General features: G+C 57.0%; 15 protein-coding genes. 7 read left to right on the plus strand and 8 right to left on the minus strand.

Features of this window, described 5'->3' with window-relative positions:
• Nucleotides 1-12: 12 nt before the first annotated feature.
• Nucleotides 13-822, minus strand: a complete 810-nt coding sequence (locus ACIX8_RS20555) for a hypothetical protein (protein WP_044177194.1) — start codon at nucleotides 820-822, stop codon at nucleotides 13-15.
• A gap of 145 nt (nucleotides 823-967) precedes the next feature.
• Entirely contained in the window at nucleotides 968-1,828 is an 861-nt protein-coding gene (locus tag ACIX8_RS20560; RefSeq protein WP_014267311.1) for a deoxyribonuclease IV, read from the minus strand.
• Nucleotides 1,829-1,950: 122 nt separating this feature from the next.
• Here ACIX8_RS20560 and ACIX8_RS20565 point away from each other — a divergent pair, with 122 nt between their 5' ends.
• Complete coding sequence (locus ACIX8_RS20565; protein WP_014267312.1) at nucleotides 1,951-3,099, plus strand: diflavin oxidoreductase; 1,149 nt, start codon at nucleotides 1,951-1,953, stop codon at nucleotides 3,097-3,099.
• A gap of 76 nt (nucleotides 3,100-3,175) precedes the next feature.
• Here the strand turns inward: ACIX8_RS20565 and ACIX8_RS20570 are convergent, their stop codons facing one another.
• Together ACIX8_RS20570 and ACIX8_RS20575 are read right to left on the minus strand one after the other, a co-directional pair.
• Nucleotides 3,176-4,666 (minus strand): alkaline phosphatase family protein, encoded by a 1,491-nt coding sequence (locus ACIX8_RS20570; RefSeq protein WP_014267313.1) that lies wholly within the window; start codon nucleotides 4,664-4,666, stop codon nucleotides 3,176-3,178.
• A gap of 640 nt (nucleotides 4,667-5,306) precedes the next feature.
• Entirely contained in the window at nucleotides 5,307-6,743 is a 1,437-nt protein-coding gene (locus ACIX8_RS20575; protein ID WP_014267314.1) for a glycoside hydrolase family 30 protein, read from the minus strand.
• 218 nt (nucleotides 6,744-6,961) lie between these two features.
• Between ACIX8_RS20575 and ACIX8_RS20580 the strand changes: the two genes are divergently transcribed.
• The 3 genes from ACIX8_RS20580 to ACIX8_RS20590 all read left to right on the plus strand — a co-directional run bounded on the left by ACIX8_RS20580 (nucleotide 6,962) and on the right by ACIX8_RS20590 (nucleotide 10,607).
• Complete coding sequence (locus tag ACIX8_RS20580; RefSeq protein WP_014267315.1) at nucleotides 6,962-8,029, plus strand: LacI family DNA-binding transcriptional regulator; 1,068 nt, start codon at nucleotides 6,962-6,964, stop codon at nucleotides 8,027-8,029.
• A complete protein-coding gene (locus ACIX8_RS20585) occupies nucleotides 8,026-9,192 on the plus strand; it encodes an MFS transporter (protein ID WP_014267316.1) in 1,167 nt (388 codons plus the stop codon). Before ACIX8_RS20580 ends, ACIX8_RS20585 begins: the two co-directional genes overlap by 4 nt.
• Nucleotides 9,193-9,305: 113 nt before the next feature.
• On the plus strand, nucleotides 9,306-10,607 hold the full coding sequence (locus ACIX8_RS20590) for an acyltransferase family protein (protein ID WP_014267317.1): 1,302 nt from the start codon (nucleotides 9,306-9,308) through the stop codon (nucleotides 10,605-10,607).
• A gap of 34 nt (nucleotides 10,608-10,641) precedes the next feature.
• Here the strand turns inward: ACIX8_RS20590 and ACIX8_RS20595 are convergent, their stop codons facing one another.
• A complete protein-coding gene (locus ACIX8_RS20595; protein WP_014267318.1) occupies nucleotides 10,642-11,676 on the minus strand; it encodes an acyltransferase family protein in 1,035 nt (344 codons plus the stop codon).
• Nucleotides 11,677-12,020: 344 nt separating this feature from the next.
• On the opposite strand from ACIX8_RS20595, the gene ACIX8_RS20600 reads away from it, so the two are divergent.
• Nucleotides 12,021-13,307, plus strand: a complete 1,287-nt coding sequence (locus ACIX8_RS20600; protein ID WP_014267319.1) for a glycosyltransferase 87 family protein — start codon at nucleotides 12,021-12,023, stop codon at nucleotides 13,305-13,307.
• Nucleotides 13,308-14,261: 954 nt separating this feature from the next.
• Here ACIX8_RS20600 and ACIX8_RS20605 read toward each other — a convergent pair.
• Nucleotides 14,262-15,233, minus strand: coding sequence for an IS110 family RNA-guided transposase (locus ACIX8_RS20605; protein ID WP_085942750.1), 972 nt, complete (start codon nucleotides 15,231-15,233; stop codon nucleotides 14,262-14,264).
• 364 nt (nucleotides 15,234-15,597) lie between these two features.
• Between ACIX8_RS20605 and ACIX8_RS20610 the strand changes: the two genes are divergently transcribed.
• Complete coding sequence (locus ACIX8_RS20610) at nucleotides 15,598-16,878, plus strand: acyltransferase family protein (protein WP_014267321.1); 1,281 nt, start codon at nucleotides 15,598-15,600, stop codon at nucleotides 16,876-16,878.
• Nucleotides 16,879-17,057: 179 nt separating this feature from the next.
• Nucleotides 17,058-19,028: a pyrroloquinoline quinone-dependent dehydrogenase gene (locus ACIX8_RS20615; RefSeq protein WP_014267322.1), complete on the plus strand. Its 1,971-nt coding sequence runs from the start codon at nucleotides 17,058-17,060 to the stop codon at nucleotides 19,026-19,028.
• A gap of 19 nt (nucleotides 19,029-19,047) precedes the next feature.
• Here the strand turns inward: ACIX8_RS20615 and ACIX8_RS20620 are convergent, their stop codons facing one another.
• Both ACIX8_RS20620 and ACIX8_RS20625 read right to left on the minus strand, forming a co-directional pair.
• Nucleotides 19,048-20,025, minus strand: a complete 978-nt coding sequence (locus ACIX8_RS20620) for a serine/threonine-protein kinase (RefSeq protein WP_014267323.1) — start codon at nucleotides 20,023-20,025, stop codon at nucleotides 19,048-19,050.
• Nucleotides 20,022-20,552, minus strand: coding sequence for a ubiquitin-conjugating enzyme E2 variant (locus tag ACIX8_RS20625; RefSeq protein ID WP_014267324.1), 531 nt, complete (start codon nucleotides 20,550-20,552; stop codon nucleotides 20,022-20,024). The genes ACIX8_RS20620 and ACIX8_RS20625 overlap by 4 nt, the downstream gene beginning before the upstream one ends.
• Between the last annotated feature and the right edge of the window lie 3 nt (nucleotides 20,553-20,555).

A 20,555-nucleotide genomic window follows, 5' to 3' on the forward strand; every position in this document is an offset into this window, starting at 1 on the left:
AGAACCGGAGCACTACTGAGCTGTAGAAGCAGTTATAACGTCAGCCGGGTGGTCTTCTATCTTGTATCCCTCGGGAGGAGCGAATACAGCAGGGTTCGGCTCGTTCTGGTCCAGTTCTTCTATCTCGTAAGTCGTCTTTCCGTGTCTTGGATCGTCACTGACAGTCATCATCACAAGTCCGAGCTTGTTCGACCGCCAGATTTCGTTTGTCGTCACCAGTTGAAGCTGATTGCCTTCCTCTCCTGGAGGAATCGTCCGCGTCGTCCGCGATCCATGTACTTCCACACCTGCAATGATTTTGGAGCCCAAATCCTCCGTTTTGTACTCGTTTCTTGGAGGTTGCTGCCTCTCAGCAGCTTTACGTTGAGCGGCAAGCTCTTCCGGTGTTAACGGCTTGCGTGGCGTTGTTGACGCATGGAATACCTTAACAACCTTAGGCATATCATCTGTTCCAACGTTCCAGTTCATCGTGGTCTTCATCGCAGGATCGAAAACGCTCACATAAAGCTGAGCACGCGGCTCTCCATTCTCATCCCGCACGCAGCGTTGTCCCATTTCGGACATCCATTTCCCTGCCCCATCACGCGCCAAGTGGGTCCGCATGAAACCACCAACGATGTTGCCATCTGGAAGTCGCTGTTCAAATGTCGTCTTTGCAGTTGCGGTGTAGGCAACTCTACCCCAAGGGCCGTAGCCGCTCGCACTGCCAACACCCATAGAGCATGCAGGTTCCGAACTCTGCGCTTTCGCCGCCACGCCCAGAGCCATCCCAACAGCCGCTGCGGCCATCGTCCAACGACAAAGCTTCATGCGCATCGTCATTCCCTCTCGGCTGGATCCTTAGCTAATTCCTCAACGGTCAAGCGCAATCAAGGTAATCAATCCGATACGAGAGAATCAATCAATCTTCTGAAGTCTTTTAAATTTCCATGCGGCAGGGCCTAGTTCTTCATCAAACGACGTCCCCTTACCCCGCCGACAATGCCCGTAATGCCATCACATTGCGCGTCTCATCACCGGGTTCGTCCACGGGTGTCTCCGCGATAAACGCCGCATGTGCGAAACGCTCATCATGCAATAGCCGCCGAAACGCCGCTGCCCCAATCGTGCCTTCGCCAATATGCTCATGCCGGTCGAGCTTTGAGCCCATCGCCGCCTTCGCGTCGTTGCAGTGCCAGACCCGCACTGCGTCGAAGCCGACGGTCTCGCCGATCTGCTGCATCGTTGCGTCGTAGCCCTCGGGAGACACAATGTCATAGCCAGCGACGTGCACGTGGCATGTATCAAGGCACACCGCGACCGGAGCACACGCCTTGAGCCGCTCCACCAACTCGGCGACCTGCTCCAGGCTGCCGCCCAGCGAAAACTCCGCGCCGGCCGTGTTCTCGATCAGGATGCGGAAGTTCTTGTCCTGCCAGGCCAGCCCCTCGATAGCCTGCTCGATCGACTGCGCGGCCAGCCGCAAGCCCTCGTCGCGAGTCAGCCCCTTCCAGCTTCCCGGATGCAGCACCAGGAACTCCGCTCCCAGCGCCAGCGCACGCTCCACTTCGCCGCGAAAACCACCGATGGAGTTCGTCCGCACGCTTTCGGTCTGCGAGCACAGGTTGATCAGGTAGCTGGCGTGGATCGCCACCGGGTTTACGTCGAGCTTTGCACGCAGCTCCTGCATCTTCAGCGCGTCTTCAGGCTTTACAGGCGCGGACTTCCACTGCCTGGGACTCGCGCTGAAGATCTGAAATGTGTTCGCGCCCGCCGCAGCCGCGCGCTCTACCGCCGTCCATACCCCGCCCGAGGTCCCTACATGCACACCAATTCGCTTCTTTGCCATGTAAGAAAGCCTAGAGCAAATCTCCTGTTAGTGGGTAGTTGAATCGGGCTTGCGGTTTCCATCCGGAAAGCCTGCTCCATCCCCTGACCTATGGGTTTCTGGCCGTTTACAATAAAAGGAACATGAGTGAACATGCTTCGAAGTACACACGCAACCAGCCTTACACCTCTAAAGTCCTGGTAAACGATCGGCTGACCGGCCCCGAGTCGGAAAAAGAGACCATCCACATTGAACTGGCCCTCGAAGAGGGCATGACCTACACGCCGGGCGACGCCGTCGGAATTATCCCGACGAACCGCGAACAGGCTGTAGAAGGCGTCCTGAAGGCGCTTGGCTTCGACGGCACGGAGCGCGTACTGGACCACTACAAGGTCGAGATTTCACTGCATGACGCGCTGACAACGCGCCTCGGCATCGGCAAACTGGGCCGCGGAAACCTGAACCAGTACGCCAAGCTGTGTGGCGAGAATGTTCCTGCCGGCCTGAAGGCCCTGATGGGCCAGGAAAACAAGGCCATCGCCGAGGAGTACGTCTGGGGACGCGAGTTCATCGACCTCGCAACCGAGTTTCCGGGCATCGTAAAGCAGCCCCAGGAGCTGTTCAATGTTCTGCAGCGCCTGACGCCGCGCATGTATTCGATTGCCTCCAGCCAGGCAGCGCATCCCGACCAGGTGCACACGACCGTGCGCGTCGTCCGCTACAACGCCCACCATGCCGACCGGCAGGGCGTGTGCTCGGGCCACCTGGGCGAGCGCGCTCCCGTAAACAGCACCATGCCGATCTTCCTGCACGAGAACAACGCCTTCCGCCTGCCCGAAGACACCAACGCTCCGGTCATCATGATCGGTCCGGGCACAGGCATCGCGCCGTTCCGCGCGTTCCTGGAGCATCGCCAGGCCCTCGGCGAAAAGGGCGATATGTGGCTCTTCTTCGGCGAGCAGCGGTCGGTATCGGACTACCTGTATAAGGAGCAGTTCCTCGGCATGCAGAAGGACGGCCTGCTGACGCGGCTCGACACGGCCTTCTCGCGCGATCAGGGCAAGAAAGTCTACGTGCAGGACCGCATGCAGGAGAAGGCTGCGGAACTCTACGCCTGGCTGGAACGCGGCGCCTACTTCTATGTCTGCGGCGATGCGAGCCGCATGGCCAAGGATGTCGAGAACGCACTGCTGGATGTAATCGCGAAGGGCTCGAACGGAACCCTGGAGCACGCGACGGAGTATCTCGGGGAGATGAAGAAGGCGAAGCGGTATCAGCGCGACGTCTACTAAATCGTTCTTTGCACAAAGTAAACAAAGGCCGCCAGGAGATTCTGGCGGCCTTTGTGTCGTGGATGATGTTCGAAAACTAGCCCCGCCTGCTCATCGAAGTCCGTTTGCGAGTGCCCTTCTCCTGCTCCGGCTCCTGCTGGTCCGCACCCGGAATCGGCGGTGCAGGCAGATGAGTCGCAGAGTACCGGGCCTTCGTCAGATCGTCCTTCGTATCGGGCAGCACAGGAGACTTTGCGCTGGCCTGGTCGAAACGGAAGGCTGAGGTCATATCGCCAAAGGTCTCCCTGCGCCAGTCGGAGATGTTCGGCTCTCTTACGCCGGTGAACTTCTCCAGGAACTGAACGACCGAGGTGTGATCGAAGTTCTGGCTGCACACCCAGCCTCCGGTCGTCCACGGCGAAACGATGATGCAGGGAACGCGGAAGCCGCCGCCGATGGGCAGGCCGTTTACGAACTCGTTCGCAGTGCCCTTGGGTGGGATCGGGGGCTGCACATGATCGAACTGGCCGTCGTTCTCGTCGTAATTCAGAATGAAGGCCGTCTTCGCCCACACATCAGGATTAGCAGCGATGGCATCGATGATGCTGGCAACAAATGCCGCACCCTCTGCAGGCAGATGGTCCGGGTGCTCCGACGCGATATGCGGCGGGCAGACCCAGGAGACCGCAGGCAGTTGGTCGTGCAGGCAGTCATACTCGAACTCGCCCGGCGTAACAGCCACCAATCCCTTGGTGTAGAGCGGCGAATCCTTGTGCGCGTCCTGGAACTTTCTGAAGTTGTGCAGCATGTTGAAGCCGACACCGTGGGTCGCATCTTCATTCGCATACTGATAGACCTTCCAGCTCACGCCGGCCTCTTCCAACCGCTCGGCATAGGTCGTCCAGGTAAAGCCGCCCTCGGGAGCCTTGTTCATGATGATCGGTCCGCCATGACGGCCATCGGGATCGATTGTGCCCGTATACCAGTACATCCGGTTCGGCCACGTGGGGCCCATCACGGAGCAGTGATAGGAGTCGCAGATCGTGAAGGCTTCCGCCAGCGCGTATTGGAACGGAATGTCTTCCCGCTTGTAGTACCCCATGCAGTACGGGCCATGCGCTCCATCGGCAGCGCGATGAGCGGGCAGCCATTGGTTCATTCTTCCGCCGTTCCAGGCCTGGTGCTGCACAACCCAGCCGTGATTGGTCGAAGGAACCTTCTGCGCATTGGTCGACTGCGTGTCGAGATGGAAGGGCAGCATATAACCCTTGGGATTGACGGTGTCCGGCTGATAGAACACAGACTTCCCGGTAGACAACTGGAGCGCATGGGGATCGTTGAATCCGCGAACACCGGCCAGCATGCCGAAGTAATGGTCGAAGGAGCGGTTCTCCTGCATCAGCACAACAACGTGCTTGATGTCCTTCATCGATCCGTTCTTCGGAGGCCCCTGGGCGAGCAACTTCTGCACATTGGGCGGCATGAGAGACGAAGCAGCAGCCACAGACGCAAGCTGGGCTGCGCCTTTCAGCAAGCGGCGCCGGGTTACTTTCGAGGGTACGGAGTTGGACGGAAGATTTGTATCCATAACGATGTGCTCTTGGAGCTCCTTTTTGAACGCTAAAAAACGTTGACGTCGTTGGCCCGGGACAACAGGAAACCAATCTTTTTACGCCGTTTGTGGAAGGTTTTTATCAGGCCATGCTTCTCTCATAGTTGAGCAAGAGCCTGTATTTTTCTCAGATTGCCAGGTCAGCACCCTGGCGATGTCGCCTATGAAGAGACGACGCTGAGGGATTATTTTTCCCTTGAACGTCAGCTTGTTTACTGAAAATTCATGCGCTTTGAAGTTCCAGAGAACGGCGCAAACTATTGCGGCACTTCTCGCCATAGTTTGTTTTGAAGGGGAGGGGCTTCAGCCCCTCCGTTAGAAGTCTCTGTGTGCAGTGGCTTTAGCCACTGAGGGAACGATGCGAGAGCAAGCCTGTGCTCTTCCGCGTGCACGAGTCTTGCCTAACACCTGCGAGGATCTCCCTGTGTTGGAAGAGGGCAAGCTTCGATTTGCAGGCCTAAGGGATTCCAGTGGAGGGATTGCTAGCTGGATAGGCAGCATTCCCTCTGCGGCTAAAGCCGCTTTAGATGTGTTCCTAACGGCGGGGCTGAAGCCCGCCCCTTCAAAGCAAGAAGCTGGCTAGACCTGGAACAAGGTTGGATAACAGCCCCTGACATCACCACGTATACGTCGCGGCCGCGTTCGCTCCGAGGCTGGTACTAACGGCTTTGCCCTCAAAACGGATATTGAAGGTTTTGGCCTCCGCTCCCGGATTGGCAACGATCAACACATGCTTCCCCGCCGGAGTACGAAAGGCAACATGCGGAGGAACCTCGGCAGAAGCAGGACTGGAAGCGATCCGAGTAGAACCCACCGGAATAAACTTCGACGCCTGCCCGACCGTATAGAAAGCCAGATTTCTCGTCACCTTGTCGCCATCGAGGGTGATAGCGCCTTCGCAGACCGGGCAACCGCCATTGCTGGTGTGTGGACCAAACTGCGGATCGGCCGCTAGGTTCCAGAGCAGGACATTGCGGCTCCAGTTTTCAGTCGCGCCGATCACAACACGTGACACAGGCTTGGCAATCTGGAGAGTTGGGTCAGACTTCTGATCGATGATCATCTGCTCTGTAAAGTAGAGGTTCTTTTGCGGAGCCGCGTCGTGGACCGTCGTCATCGCATCGATGGTGCCGCCATAAAGATGAAAGCCCGAACCATCGACGTACTGGCTGGCCTCCGGGTCCTTGAGGATCGAGGTGGCGTACTCCGGCTTGTCGCAGTTGTGGTCATAGAGCACGATCTTCGTGGCTAGGTTGCTTTTGCGAAGCTGCGGACCGAAGGCCTGCCGGATGAACTGCGCCTGCTCTTCAGACGACATGTACATACTCGGCGTGTTCTTTGGATTCAACGGTTCATTCTGGATCGTGATCGCAGCGATCGTAATTCCCTGGGAGCGCATCGCCTCGATGTACTTCACCAGGTAGCGGCTATAAACCTCATAGTACTCCGGCTTGAGAGAGCCGCCTTTCGGATCGTCATTCGTCTTCATCCAGGAAGGAGCGCTCCAGGGCGAAGCAAGGATAGAGATCCTGGGGTTGATCGCGAGAATCTCCTTCAGAACGGGGATGACGTCCTTCAAGTCGGGCCCCAGATTGAAGTGCTCCAGGGACAGATCCTTCTCCCCCTGCGGCAGATCGTCATACGTAAAGACGTGGTCGTTCATGTCGGAGGATCCGATGCTCACCCGGAGATAACTCACTCCAATCGCATTCCCCTTCACGCCAAAGAGTTCATGGAGAAGGCTGGTGCGCGCCTTCGGGGTCATGCGCATGATCAACTCGGCGCTTCCTCCCGTCAGAGCGAAACCAAAACCATCCATCGTCTGAAAGGTCTTTGCATCGTCCACCTCAATGGTGGGTCCCGCTCCGGAGGCATCTTTGAAACGGAGTTGCCCTGGCTGTTTCGCCAGCAGAGAGGTGCGATCCGGCGTCGTCAGCCATTGCGTGACCTTTGGATTGGAGGCATAAGCAGGCAGAGCAAGCGCTCCCAACAAAAGGACCGAACTGGCCGCAATCCGGGGAAAAGAGGGGGAAATAGCTTGAAAGATGCGCATGATGAATTGCTCCTGATTTCGCCGAACACTTTCGATTATTGAAGATAAACGCTTGTCTAAACGAGATCCATCGCTGGTCGCGTTGCCGGAGAAGAATAACGAGTTGCAGGAAGGATGCGCAAGTCGCCCTGAAGGAGAAGGGCCCCCGCAAAAGAACCACGCTAAGAACCTGTCCGAACCCGCTACAACCGCCCTGACAGGGTTTAGACTGGGCGGTAATGCCACGTTCAACCAAATCACCAAGCATCCCGGCTCGTGTAAGCCTCAAGACGCTTGCCGATTTCCTGGATCTAAGCCCCGCAACCATCTCCTTCGTCCTGAACAATGTTCCGGGGCGTTCCATTCCGCAGATCACGCGCAATCGCGTTCACGCCGCCGCCAAGAAGTTCGGATACCAGCCGAGTTTTGTGGCCCGGTCCCTGCAGGGAATGAAGAGCCAGACCATCGGCGTGCTGCTGCCGGTCTTCGGCGAGGGTTATCACACGCAGGTGCTGGCAGGCGCTGGAGACTCCCTGATCGACAAGGGCTACTTCTTCTTCACGGCGCATCATCGCCATCGGGAAGACCTGGTGCTGGAGTATCCCAACCTGATGGCGGCGCGAGGCATCGAAGGCATCCTGGCCATCGATACCCATCTCAAGAAATCACCGCAATGCCCGACCGTGGCCATTGCGAGCCATCATGCCCTGCCCGGTGTCACGAATGTCGTCCTGAACCACCAGCGTGCGGCGGAGCTGGCGCTGCAACACCTTTATCAACTCGGTCACCGCAAGATCGCCTTCATGCGTGGTCAAAACGTCAGCTCAGACTCGGATGCCCGCTGGAAGGCAACGGTCAAAGTAGCACGCAGCATGGGACTGACCGTCTCGTCCGACCTGACCGTCAAACTGGATCAGGACCTCGACACACCGGAGCTGGGTTATCCGGGCATTCGGAACCTGTTGCGCCACACCAGCAACTTCACCGCCATGCTCTGCTTCAACGACGTCGCCGCCATTGGAACACTGCGAGCCCTCTTCGATACGGGTTTGCGCGTTCCGCACGATGTCTCCATCCTGGGCTTCGACGATATCCCCGCCGCGGCATTCAACGTACCCAGCATCTCGACGATTCGGCAACCGCTACAGGAGTTCGGCCGCACAGCCGCGCAGTTGCTCTTGAGAAAGATCGCCGGCGAACGGGTTCCTTCCATTGTCACGATTGAGCCTGAACTGATCGTTCGTGAGTCGACAGGACCGGCTCCAAAGAAATCAGCTGCGGCGCGATCTCATCCCGGGAAGAAATGAACTCGTCTCCTGAGCCGAAGCTCCTTAGCTGGCTTTCGATCCGCAAGCGGTTGCCTCTGTACCTTGCCTTCGCGGCAACAGGGTTTTCCTGCGCCCTTCCCGGCGCGCTCATGCCGTGGCTGCTTGCCCGCTGGTCGCTTCAAGACTCTCAAGTGGGACTACTGCTGGGCCTTTTCTTCGTAGGAGGAACCAGCGGTGCCCTGCTCTCACGCGGGTCGCTGCGCTGGTCGATCTTTCGCGGAACCCTCTGCACCTCGATCGGAGCAGCCCTTCTGCCCTTTGCCTCCGGCAGGACTGCCAATGGAGCGATCCTGCTCTTCGGCCTGGGCCTGGGAATCACCATGACCTCCATCAGCCTCCTTCAGGCGAGGCGATGGACCGAGACGCTCCCGGCTGAGATGACCCGGCTGAACCTGCTGTGGGCTATCGGAGCCTGCACCGCCCCTTGGATCATCCTGCACGAGGGCATTCGCAATACAGCCAATGCAAAAAACGTCTTGCTGCTTCTGGCCGCCGCGTTCGCCGCCTTCGGGGTCTGGGTAGCCGCCTTCGAACGAGATGAGCCTCGTCCCACGCCATCGCAGGCCGCGGCTGGATCTCTAAAACTGGCAGGGTTTGCAGCACCTCTGTCCCTGCTGGTGCTCGTGCTCTGCGCAACAGGCGTGGAGGCTTCGTCGGCTGGCTGGCTGGCGACCTACTCGCAACGCAGCGGGGACAGCCTTCGCGTCACGATAGGCGCACCTACCTGCTTTTGGATCGGCCTGCTGACAAGCCGGCTGGTCCATTCGAGCGCCGCTATTGGACGGGCCACAAAACGGTTTCTGCTGACATGGAACCTGCTGGCGATGGCCACGGCCCTCGCAGCCTTGATTCTCTTCCGCAACGGTCCGGTACTGTTGTCGGCAGCTTTCGCGATCGGCTTCGCCGCCGGCCCCATCTATCCTCTGCTGCTCGCCCTGGTGTTTGAGCACGACAGTGGCAATACCGTCTACGTCATCGGAGGCATCGGTTCCGCTTTACTGCCATTGTTGACGGGGGCAGTCTCCAGCAGAACGGGATCGTTGCGCCTGGGAATTGCAGTGCCCTGCGTTGCTGCCGTGATCATGGCGACGACAGGTTGGAGTATTGTCCAAAGAACTTACGGCGCAACACAGAGAGATTGACCTACCTACGTGTCCCACACGACTCCTCCCTTAAGCTTCTTCATCGACCGTTTAAGCAAATCTAATATCATCACCAATAGCAATAAAAGCCGTAGTCTGCGCCTCCTTAAGAAATGACAAAACCCACCGAAGAGACAAGTGCAACATCCTTGCTGCGCAATCACTATCCTGCACTCGATGGGTTCCGCGGGCTTGCGGTACTGATGGTATTCCTCATCCACTTTGGATCCATGGTGCTTCCTTATAGCTGGCTTTCATTCGGCTGGGTAGGCGTGGATTTTTTCTTTGTACTCTCTGGCTTTCTCATCACTGGAGGTCTCGTCGATACGCTTGGAAGTCCAGGAGCTCTGAAGCGTTTCTACATCAAGCGCGTGCTGCGTATCTTTCCTCTGTACTATGCGCTATGGATCGTTGTCTTCCTACTCCACTGGCCGCTGAATCTCATCCAGTTCCAGCCTCGGCTATGGCACTGGCCCATCTACCTGGGCAACCTCGTCTCACCTCGCCATGCAGCCTCTCTCTGGTCCATATCTACTCTGACGCTTACCCGCTTGCCCCATTGGCAATTCGAGATCCTCCACTTCTGGTCACTTTGCGTGGAAGAGCAGTTCTATATGGTATGGCCTCTTACTTTACTTATTCTGCGCGACAAAAATTTACGGATGGCCGCCTGTGTATTAGGGGTAACAGCATCGCTGGCAAGCCGCATATTTTTCTGGCATTTCGACCCTGTCGGTATCGCACAAAACGAGTGGGCTTACCATCAGACCGCCACACATATTGATGGCCTTTTGATCGGCTCTTTCATCGCCATGTTAATCCGCAACGCAGAGATCTCTCGTATTGCGATTCTGCGATTGAATGCCGCACTGCTCATCGGGCCAGGTCTGATCATCACTTGGTATACCGTGCGTTGCTGGCGCATTGCCACAATCAATCATGAACAGCTTTCAGCTAATCTAGGCTCGCATTGGACCGCCGTCCCAGCTTTGACGATTATTCCCTTATTTGCAACCGGCATCCTGCTCTCGTGCCTGAGGGATAATCATCCCATCAGCCGCATCCTGATGTTTCGCCCTCTCCAAGCTCTCGGCGAGATCAGCTATGGGTTTTACATCATTCACGATCTGCCGCAGTTGATCCTCGCCAGGGCATATCCAAGGCTGCGCACTTGGCATGTAGCTAATCTCGCCGTCATTGCATGGTTCTTCATTGCATACGGACTGGCATGGCTCAGCTTTCGCTATTTCGAAACTCCATTCCTTCGACTCAAGAATAGATTTGGCCTGCATACCGTCCCGTTTCCCAGAGATCAAAGCTCAGCGGCAATATCTGACTCGACGAGGCGGCTCCCCGGGGAGAAGCTATCGCAGTCGACATACGACGCCGAATGCACTCCTCCGGCTGCTAAATGATGGTGCAGACGGCACCATCGACTCAATCATTGAGCTAGAAATTTGGTATCTCACGATAGCGGTTCGCCTCCCGCTGCTCATACTTCTTCTCAGCACGAGCAGCGAGTCGAGAACCAAGGCGCATCATCGGGTGCTCGATTACATGATAGGCAATGAACGGTAGCACCACTAACGGAACAAGCTCGCCCAGTAAACGCACTGGCAGACTGCATCCACGCAATAGATATAACCCTATGACAATCGCGAATGGGTGCGTTATGTAGATGCCATAGGAGTATCGTGCAATGATCCGGCTTGGCGCTAACACAACCTCTGACTTCATTTGCTTAAAGAGAGGCAAAGCTAACGCAATCACAAGACAGAAGTACCATCCTTTATGAAAGTTGCAATGGTATAGAAACAACAGCCATATCGTCAGCAGGAAAAACGGCAAAAGCCAACCTGGCGCACTCGGCTTCCAACGCCCAAACGCAACATAGGACATGATGCCTGGAAGGAAGTATCCAATCGCAACGGCAAAGTTATTCTGGTCAGCCGGCACATAGCGACACTGCAGCAGCACCAGGCCCCAGATCAATAGCAGCGGCCATAAAGAGAAGTTGCGTCTTACAAAAAAATAGAGCGGTGGAAGAAGGAGATACATCTGCACTTCATAGGGCAGGGTCCACAGTACAGAGAGCACAGAAGGGGCATGAATAACATTCTGCAGCAGTGCCATCTGCACCAGAATGCCGATAGCTCCTCCCGGATGTGTATACAGAAAAAAGTTGGCTGGCGTACCGCCGACAGGCGCATGTAAAAGCACCGTCACCAAGATAGCTGCTATCGCTAAAGGGTAGATGCGAAACCAACGACGTATGTAGAAATCCAACGTGTGCGGCTTTCGTTCCAAAGACCACATCAACACCAGCGCAGTCAGCACGAAGAAGACAAAAACACCAAGCACCCCCATGTACGCTACCGGAAACGGACCAATCTGTTTGATCCCAAGCGCGAGCAAGGTGTGCTCTACAACCACTGAAATCACCGCGACAGATCGGACAAAATCCAGGTTGGGCAGGTCTCGCATTTTTTCAATTATAGGGGCTGTAACCTCCTACATCATCGATCTCCTTCAATCACAACACCGCTATACTACGGACGAGCTATCGCTAGACATTCGTCCACTCCCACTACGCAAGAGGAACCTCTGAGCGCTGATTCGATGATCGTAACCGGCAACCCCACTCACACACGACTGGAGAACCGCGCTTACTGTTCTTGTCCTTGCTTCACTTGGCATCAATGCCATGTTGCTCGGCATCATCGGAGAGTATCTGGGTCGGATGTATCTCCAGATGAAGAATCGATCGCTGAGCATTGTGGAGCGGGAACTACACAATGAGATCTGAAGCCGGAGAGGCCTTGCATTCGATGGATGAGGCCGGAGTGAAACGGCAGAGCGCGTGGCAGGGTATACCGCCGATAGTGCTTCGCTGCCTGTTACTGATGGTTGTTGCAGTGGCGGTCTGCGTGGCTACGGAGGCCGTGTGCCGATACGTGCTGCATCTTGGAGATCCTGTCTATAGGTGGCCATTACGCAGAGAGAACGTGCGCTTTCCAGACTTGGTGAACTTTTACCCGCGTTTTAAGTATCTACATACGGAGGCTTTTTTTACATGGACGGGAGCGACCCCCTTCATGTATCCGGCTACGGCGACAATACCGTACGAATGCTTCTATGCCTTCGCTCCACACATTGTCGCGGCATACCTAAGCTTTGCGTTTGGATCACTAACAGTAGCAGCAGCATTATTCACGCGGGCGCTCTTTCGACGCGGTGTGCGGTTGTCCGCTGCAGCAGCATTGGTCCTCTTGGGTTTGCTGTGTTGTTATCCTGTATGGTTTGCGCTGGGCCAGGCTAACCTTGAAATCGTCGTATGGGCATTAATTGCAGGCGGCATCGCATTCTTTTTAACTGGCAAAGGCTATGGGGCTGCGGTGTGTTTTGGGCTCACAGCATCCTTGAAGATTTACCCGGTGCTGTTTCTTGTCCTGCTTCTGGTTCGGCGGCAATATCGGCAAGCGATTGCCGGTGTAGTGGCTGCCGCTGTTTTTTCAGCAGGCGCGCTGATATTTGTAGGCCCTACCTTCGCAGCAGCTTCAAAGGGCATTCAACACGGCCTGGATCTATTTCGACAGCTTTACATGCTAACCGTGCGAAACGAGACAGGCGTCGATCACTCCTTATTCGCGCTATTTAAGCGGATATTCTGGCGGCATGCCATCGATCTACACTGGGCAAGCGGAACTCTGACGCTCTATCTTGGCCTGATGGCGCTGCTAACGCTGGGACTGCTGGTTGGCAGAGTATGGCGGCAACCAGTACTCAATCAGATCGTATTCTGCACGGTGGTCTGCGTTCTGTTTCCGCCAACCTCCTTTGAATACACCCTGTTGCATGTATTGACAGTGTTCGGAGCTTTGATTCTGCTGGCAGTCGACACGTATCGGACTGGGCAGCGGATTCCGGGATTAACGGCGATGTTACTTTGCTGTGCCGCGACTCTGGTATTTCTTCCTGAGGTCATCCACCACGGAAAACAGTGGGACGGACAGTTGAAGTGCCTGCTGCTCGTCGCCCTGCTGGTGCTGACATTGCGTTACCCGTTGCAGGCGAGGCCGACCGCTGAGCCCTCCGGCATGGTTACAAGAGGGTAAGAGACAAAGAGCTAAGAGAAAGAGTTTCAGTACGATGGCTAGGGCCTGTCATCAAATTGTTATTTCGGGTTGAAAATTGAGCTGTGCAAATTGCATCATGAGGCAAGAGCCGGAAGGGCCCGGCTTCAGCCGGGCCGAACAAGTAAGTGGTCAGATCCCTTCCACTCTGCCGAAGGCTGGAGCGAAGGCGTAGCCGGAGCGACTAAATTGCTTTCCTTGATGTTGCCAAGACTGTACAGGGCTCACCGGGGATGCCTTCGTGGCGTGGTCGGCCTGTTTCGCCACGACCAAAGAAAGCAATTCAGTCGTTGCGGCTACGCCTTCACTCCGGCCTTCGGCAGAGCGGTAGGCTCCTTCGGAGCGACTTTTACGGCATAGCTGAAGCTATGCCCTTCCGATTCAGTGCCTCAACAAGCTGGTTACACAGTTCGATTTCGTACCAGAAGCAATTTGATGACACGCCCTAGGCGTATGGCAAAACCAGAGGAAACGGCAGGAACCCATCCGAGGAAAGGAATCGAATTCGTCCCCTCCAGATTGCCGGGTTGCTCTGTCGTGCAATTTCCAGTAGTGCATGACCATCGAGGCATACATGTCACATAAAACTTAAGAGAGCAGGCGAACGGGGACCAGGTAGTGTCTGATGAATCGGGGACAACAACGCATCACCTATTTTGTTCCCCCACAGAGACGTCATCCTGAGCGTAGCGCCTCGCGTTTTTTGCGAGGCGCGTCCGTTCGACTACGCTCAGGACCGAAGGACCCCGAAGAACTTGATCTCGCTTAGGATGTCGGACCCTTTTCCAGCACGAGAGTCAGGCTCGAGCGCTCGGGGTAGAAAAGCTCCAAAGGGCATAGGCAAGAGGTCAACCCTCGGGGTCCTTCGACTCCGCGTCCCCAAAAGCTGGGACGCTCCGCTCAGCGACTGTCTTGTTTTGTCAAGAGCTGAGTATTTTATGCGGTGATGGATTGTTGGGAAGAGGGGTTCCGTTGAGAGTGGAGGAACTGGGATCGAACTTCGCGGGCTTTTGCGTTGAGTCGAACGAGCAGTTTATGAGCTAAGGCGATGCGTATGACTTTGGGAGGCTTTCCCGCGTTGGCGAGCCGTTCTCGGAAGGCGATGAAGTCGGGTTCGTAGCGGCCAACGACGCTGGCAACGATGAACAGGATCTCGCGGATAGAGGAACGACCTCCGCGCACCCTGCGTTTGCCCTGGTGCTTACCGCTGTCGTTGGCCAGCGGGGCAACACCGGCCAGCTTGGAGATGGTTTTGTTAGACAGGGTTCCGATCTCGGGCATCTCGGCCATGAGGCGCGCTACGGTGCGGTCGGCCACGCCCTTGATGGTGCGGAAGGCCTGATCGAGTTGGCTCCAGAGCGGGTCGGCAGCTAGTAACGCCGCGATGGCTGCGGCCAGTTCACGGATCTGGCGGTTGATTACGGCCAGCAGTTCGGTGAACGAGGCCTGCACGGCAGGGTCGGTGATCAGGCGCTGCTGGTTGCGCTGAGCGGTGTGAACCTCGGTGAGCTGGCGCAGGCGTGTCACCAGCGCGCGCAGGTGATGCTGGCTGGCCGGCGACAGGCACATCGGCTGGGAGTTCTTCACTTCCGCGAACCAGGCGATCATACCTGCGTCGATCGCATCGGTCTTCTCGGCTCTCCCCATGCTGAGCGCGAACTGACGGACCGCGCGCGGGTTGAGGATGGTCACAGCCAGCCCCTGTTCTGAGAGCAACGCGAAGCTCTGCTTTTCGTAGCCCCCGGTGGCCTCCATCGCCACCAGATCTACCTGGTGCAACCGGCAGAACGCAACCAACTCACTGATGCCTTCCACCGTATTGGCAAAACTGGCTGCTGCACCCTCTCGGCCTATCCGTACCGCCAAAGAGGCTGAGGATATATCCACTCCACAAATCATGCGTGTCACGGTAACCTGCCTTGTATGTGCGACTGAAATCATGCGACTGTTCGGTCGTGCGCGACTTGGGCAGCGGTCCCGGGGCTGAGCGTCGGTCAATAGACCACAGGATGAACGGGTGCCGTCCGCCCGTGGGGGAACCAATACATCGGTTCCCCCCTCTACGACAGTCTCCTACAAACACTGTCGCTCACTTATAGATACAAGGATGACGCTTCTGTGGAGAGACATAAAACAAAAACTATGAATGCAGCGATCTTGGTTTCGCTCGAAACCACGATCTCCTATTCTCCGATTCGTCAGACACTACCTAGTACGATGACTGGCAAACTAACAGTTTGCTAATAGGCACAGCAGTAGAGACAATAAGCCAATGCCTAACATTGAAGATTTGGCTGCCTTAAAACCTGATTCCACGGCAGTCATTCCGTTACAGGACGTCGGCAATGAGGGATTGTCCCCTATAGTGAATCGGAGCCCTGTAACAGGCAATACCGTGCACACCAGGCCAGAGAATCGCGCTTACTTCCCAGCGCTTGACGGCATACGCGCGCTTGCCTTTGTCATGGTTCTCGGCCAGCATTATGCCGCCACCCCCTGGGGCTGGACCGGTGTCGATATCTTTTTCGTGCTCTCCGGATTTTTGATCACCGGCATCCTCTTCGACTCGCGTGACGATCCCCATCGCGTGCGGAACTTCTATATTCGACGCACACTCCGCATCTTTCCCCTCTACTATGGCATCTTCCTTGTGCTGCTTCTTTCAACACCACTCATCCACTGGAGCTGGTCGCGAAGCTGGATCGCCTGGCCGCTCTATCTTGGAAACTATCTGCGCTTCCTGCATCCCTATATCCTCGGAACACCCTGGCAGCGCATCGCCGATGCCCAGATCTCCGGAACAAATGCGCACGGTATCACCGTATACATGGGGCACTTCTGGTCTTTGTGCGTGGAAGAACAGTTTTATCTCTTCTGGCCGTGGGTGATCTTTTTCGTCCGTAGCCGACGCACCCTGCTCTGGATCTGCGGCTGCAGTGTCCTGCTGATGCCGCTTGTGCGCATCTGGGCAAATACGGTACTACCTCAGAACATGCTCGATGTAGAGATCCTTTATCGGGCCACTCCGTTTCGCATCGACGCCCTGCTGCTTGGCGGACTCGTCGCCCTCTGGTATCGCGGCACGCAGCGCGATGCCATGCTAAAGATCTCTCACTGGCTCTTCTGGCTATGCGCGGCAATCTCCGCAGTATATTTAGCACTCACCCTTCACCGTCACGGGGACTACATTTACCCGGCGTGGAAGTTCACCTGGGGCCTCAGCTTTATCGACCTCTTCGCCGCGTCCGCTCTTGTCGTCGCATTGCAACCAGGTTCTGTGCTCTATCGCCTGTTCAAGTTGCGTCCTTTGCGTTGGCTGGGCCGCATCAGTTATGGCGCTTATGTGTTTCACGATCTATTCCATGGAGCACTCCTGGAATTACTCAACCGCATCCATCTCTTCCAGTACCTATACGGCGCACAGGAGCATCCGAGATCCGCTACCGCGCTCATCGCCCTCGCTCTTACCTGCGTACTCGCATGGCTCAGCTTCCGGTTCTTTGAAACGCCCTTCCTGAATCTCAAGGAACGCTGGACGATACGAACATCCTGACTACCGTGCCATACCCAGGTCTTCTGTTCGGCATCTATCTATTTCATGCCGTCCTCTTCTCCGCAAAACGAACATTTTAAAGAACCAATCGAGGACATCGTCCTCGTGCATGCCGAATGCCATATTCTCTACTTTCTGCGGAACAGCTCACTATCCCACAGGAGGTCGCAAACATTTAGATGAGCCGAACCTATTCGCTATCTTTGCCTGCTCTGGGGCTTGTCCTGTTTTCCGCCTTCACCCTTCACGCTCAAACTCCCGCAACAGGAGAAGGCTGGCCCACCTATGGCGGCGATCCGGGCGGTCAGCGCTACTCCAGTGCGGCCCAGATCACGCGGAAGAATGTCGCAAAGCTGCATCCCGTCTGGACGTATCACACCCACGCGCTCGAGACCTCCAATCTTTCGGGAAGCAAAAGCAACTTTGAAGCCACACCGATCCTCTTCAACGAGACCCTGTACCTCACCACGGCCTTCGATCGCATCATCGCGCTCGACCCGGCAACAGGCGCGGAACGCTGGACCTACGATCCTCATATTCCTGACGATCTCGTCACAGGCAACTACACCTCGCGCGGCGTTGCTGCCTGGCAGAGTCCCGTAAGCAACGACTCTTCCTGCGCCGGTCGAATCTTCGTGGCCACACTCGACGCACGCCTGATCGCCGTCGATGCTGCCACCGGCAAACCTTGCGCCGATTTCGGCGACAACGGCGTGGTCAATCTCAAGACCAACATCCCCACCCTGACGAATTACAGGTCCTTCGGGAATACCTCGCCACCCACCGTCATCGGCGATGTCGTGGTCGTGGGCTCAGCCGTTCCTGATAACCAGGCGGTTGAGGTCGAGCCCGGTGTCGTTCGCGGCTACGATGTGCGCACGGGCCGCCTGCTCTGGGGCTGGGACCCGCTTCCCTGGGCGACGCAGCAGCATCCACGCACAGGCGCCGGCAATGCCTGGGCCGTCATCGCTGCCGATCCGGCGCACAATCTCGTCTTCGTCCCCACCGGCGCTCCCTCGCCCGACTTCTACGGAGGTCTGCGCCCCGGCGACAATAAAGACGCCAACTCCATCGTCGCGCTCGACGCCCGCACCGGCAAAAAGGTCTGGGCCTTCCAGTTGGTGCATCACGATATCTGGGACTACGACGTCGCCGCCGAACCTCTGCTCTTCGACTTCCAGGGCCACATCCCCGCCCTCGCCGTCTCGGCCAAGATCGGCAGCGTCTTCGTTCTCAACCGCCTCACCGGCGAGCCGCTCTACCCTGTCGAAGAACGCCCTGTTCCCGCCAGCGATATTCCCGACGAACGGATCTCCCCGACCCAGCCTTTCTCTTCGCTGCCCCCGATGAACCCGCTCACCATCGACCCTAAAAAGCTCAAAGGCCATAATGCGCAGAGCAAAGCAGTCTGTTCCGCCAAACTTCGTAGCCTGCGTTATGACGGCATCTTTACGCCACCTAGCATAGGCGGCACTTTGCAGTATCCCGGCAGCCTCGGCGGCATCAACTGGGCTTCCATGTCCTTCGATCCGGAGACGGGGATACTCTACGCCAACACCAATGGGTCGGCCTACGAGATTCGGCTCATCGACCGCCTGCACTATCCTCCCGATAGCCATGCCAATCCGGCACAGTCCGCTGAGGCCAATCCCAAGGGATCTACGAATTACAGCTATCAGCGCAGCCATAATATGGTGAACAGTCCCGACGCTGTTGGCGAAATCTCAGCCAATGCCGGGGCTCCCTATCTCATCTACCGCCGGGTGCTGCAGGACAACGACGGCCGCCCCTGCACACCGACTCCCTGGGGCGCCACCAGCGCGCTAAATCTCAATACTGGTAAGTTCCTCTGGCGCAAACCGCTCGGCACGCTCGATCCTGGCCGGCATACCGGCACCGTCAACTTCGGAGCCCCCATCGTTACCGCCGGAGGGCTGCTCTTCACCGCAGGCACATCCGAGCCGCTTCTCCGCGCAATCGATAAAGCCACGGGCAAAGAGGTCTGGACCGGCAAGCTGCCGGTTCCTGCGCAATCCACGCCGATGACCTACATGTTCCACGGACGCCAGTATGTCGTGATCTCAGCCGGAGGGCATGGGGGACTGGGAACTCCGCTGGGCGATTCGGTGGTCGCTTTCGCTCTGCAATAAGTGAGCTAAGGAATCGCAATCACTCGGCGCTCAGGCGAGCACGGCGAACGGTCTTGATCGGCGCCTTGGCTGTGGCAGGGATCGCCAGGCGCTCGCGGAACTCGGGCCGTGAAAATCCGAGTCCTGCCAATGCTCCCGAGACCTCAAAGGCACTTTGAAAGCGATCCTCTCGCTTGGTTGCCAGCAGTTTTTCGAGCAGGTGCTTGATGGCTTTGTCCTGTGTCACGGCAGGAGGGAGCTTCCAGTCTCCCTTAAGATGCTTTCGATCAATCTCATCCAGCGTTTCCGCATGGAACAGTGGTAGCCCCGTGAGCATCTCCGCCAGGATGGCTCCGAGCGAGTAGAGGTCGCTGCGAAAGTCCGGGGTTTCGCCGCGCAATTGTTCGGGGCTGGTGTACAGCGGAGTGCCACCGCGAAAAGAGCGCTCGCGGCCACAGGCCTCCGAGTGCGAGATTCCGAAATCGAGCAGGCGGTAGAGTCCGAAGATATCGAGCCGGATATTGGCAGGAGTCAGGTCGCAGTGGACGATGCCCTCGGTCTCCGCAAAGCTGAGCAAACTACTGATTTGTGCGGCAAAATCGAGAGTCTCTGCACGCGACAGAGGACCGTTTCGCTGCAGCAGCTTATCGACGTCCTCGCCTTCGATATAAGGCATGGTCATGAAGAACAGACCGTCCAGTTCCCCGAAATCAAAGACCGGCACAGCGTTCGGATGGCCTCCGAGCCGCGCGGCATGAGCGGCCTCCGCACGAAAGCTGCGGATGATGCCCGGCTTGCCGGCAAGGCGCGGATGCAGCACCTTCGCGACGAACAGGCCTTTATGCAAACGATGGCGCAGCTGGAAGATCGTTGCCATTCCGCCGATGGCGAGGGGGCGCAGCACCTCGAAGCGGCCGCCAAAGATGATCTGCAGCCGAGACGCAATATCGGTAAGGTCAGCGCCGTTATCCACGTTCAATGGCGCAGCCTTTGCCTGGCTTATCCCTAAGGCGATCACGACAGCCGGTGTCTCCTATTCTGCGTTTCTGGATTCAGCGCAAAGGTATCATGCGTGACTCCGAGAAGCGGCTTTACCTGGATCGGTGCGAATCCTTCGCTGTGCTGCTGCTCGATCCAGCCCAAGGCCTCCGGCTGCATGATGTGCAGGGCTTCGCGGTTGTACAAACGTCCATCCATCATCGCAACGATCTTGTGCAGGGCATGCTCCACCGTGTTCTCGGCCCGATGCCGCTCCCAGAGACAAACAAAACCCGTTTCCGGATGAACATTAGGATGCTGAAAGGCAGTGTCCACGTAGAGCTCCAGCGGTACTGCGGGAAAGTATGACGGATAAAGCACCCGCAGGCGGTGCACGGTCGCCGGAGCCTCGTGTACGGCGCGAGCCAGACGGGCGGGAGTTTCGCGCAGCGTCACACGAAACAGTTTGTCCTCCGCCGAGATATCGGTAAGCCTGCCGGGGTTCAACTGCGCGAGCCCCTGCAGCAGATCCCACTCCGCCTGCAGTCTTCGCTCGGAACCGGTCACAGC

The sequence above is a fragment of the Granulicella mallensis MP5ACTX8 genome, assembly GCF_000178955.2.
In the GTDB taxonomy this organism is placed as follows: Bacteria; Acidobacteriota; Terriglobia; order Terriglobales; family Acidobacteriaceae; genus Granulicella; species Granulicella mallensis.

Coding starts and splice junctions, on each gene's coding strand:
- ACIX8_RS20610 (WP_014267321.1), top strand. CDS start 15,598: ATGCCTAACATTGAAGATTTGGCTGCCTTAAAACCTGATTCCACGGCA.
- ACIX8_RS20595 (WP_014267318.1), bottom strand. CDS start 11,676: ATGCGAGACCTGCCCAACCTGGATTTTGTCCGATCTGTCGCGGTGATT.
- ACIX8_RS20580 (WP_014267315.1), top strand. CDS start 6,962: ATGCCACGTTCAACCAAATCACCAAGCATCCCGGCTCGTGTAAGCCTC.
- ACIX8_RS20570 (WP_014267313.1), bottom strand. CDS start 4,666: ATGGATACAAATCTTCCGTCCAACTCCGTACCCTCGAAAGTAACCCGG.
- ACIX8_RS20615 (WP_014267322.1), top strand. CDS start 17,058: ATGAGCCGAACCTATTCGCTATCTTTGCCTGCTCTGGGGCTTGTCCTG.
- ACIX8_RS20575 (WP_014267314.1), bottom strand. CDS start 6,743: ATGCGCATCTTTCAAGCTATTTCCCCCTCTTTTCCCCGGATTGCGGCC.
- ACIX8_RS20555 (WP_044177194.1), bottom strand. CDS start 822: ATGACGATGCGCATGAAGCTTTGTCGTTGGACGATGGCCGCAGCGGCT.
- ACIX8_RS20600 (WP_014267319.1), top strand. CDS start 12,021: ATGGATGAGGCCGGAGTGAAACGGCAGAGCGCGTGGCAGGGTATACCG.
- ACIX8_RS20560 (WP_014267311.1), bottom strand. CDS start 1,828: ATGGCAAAGAAGCGAATTGGTGTGCATGTAGGGACCTCGGGCGGGGTA.
- ACIX8_RS20585 (WP_014267316.1), top strand. CDS start 8,026: ATGAACTCGTCTCCTGAGCCGAAGCTCCTTAGCTGGCTTTCGATCCGC.
- ACIX8_RS20590 (WP_014267317.1), top strand. CDS start 9,306: ATGACAAAACCCACCGAAGAGACAAGTGCAACATCCTTGCTGCGCAAT.
- ACIX8_RS20565 (WP_014267312.1), top strand. CDS start 1,951: ATGAGTGAACATGCTTCGAAGTACACACGCAACCAGCCTTACACCTCT.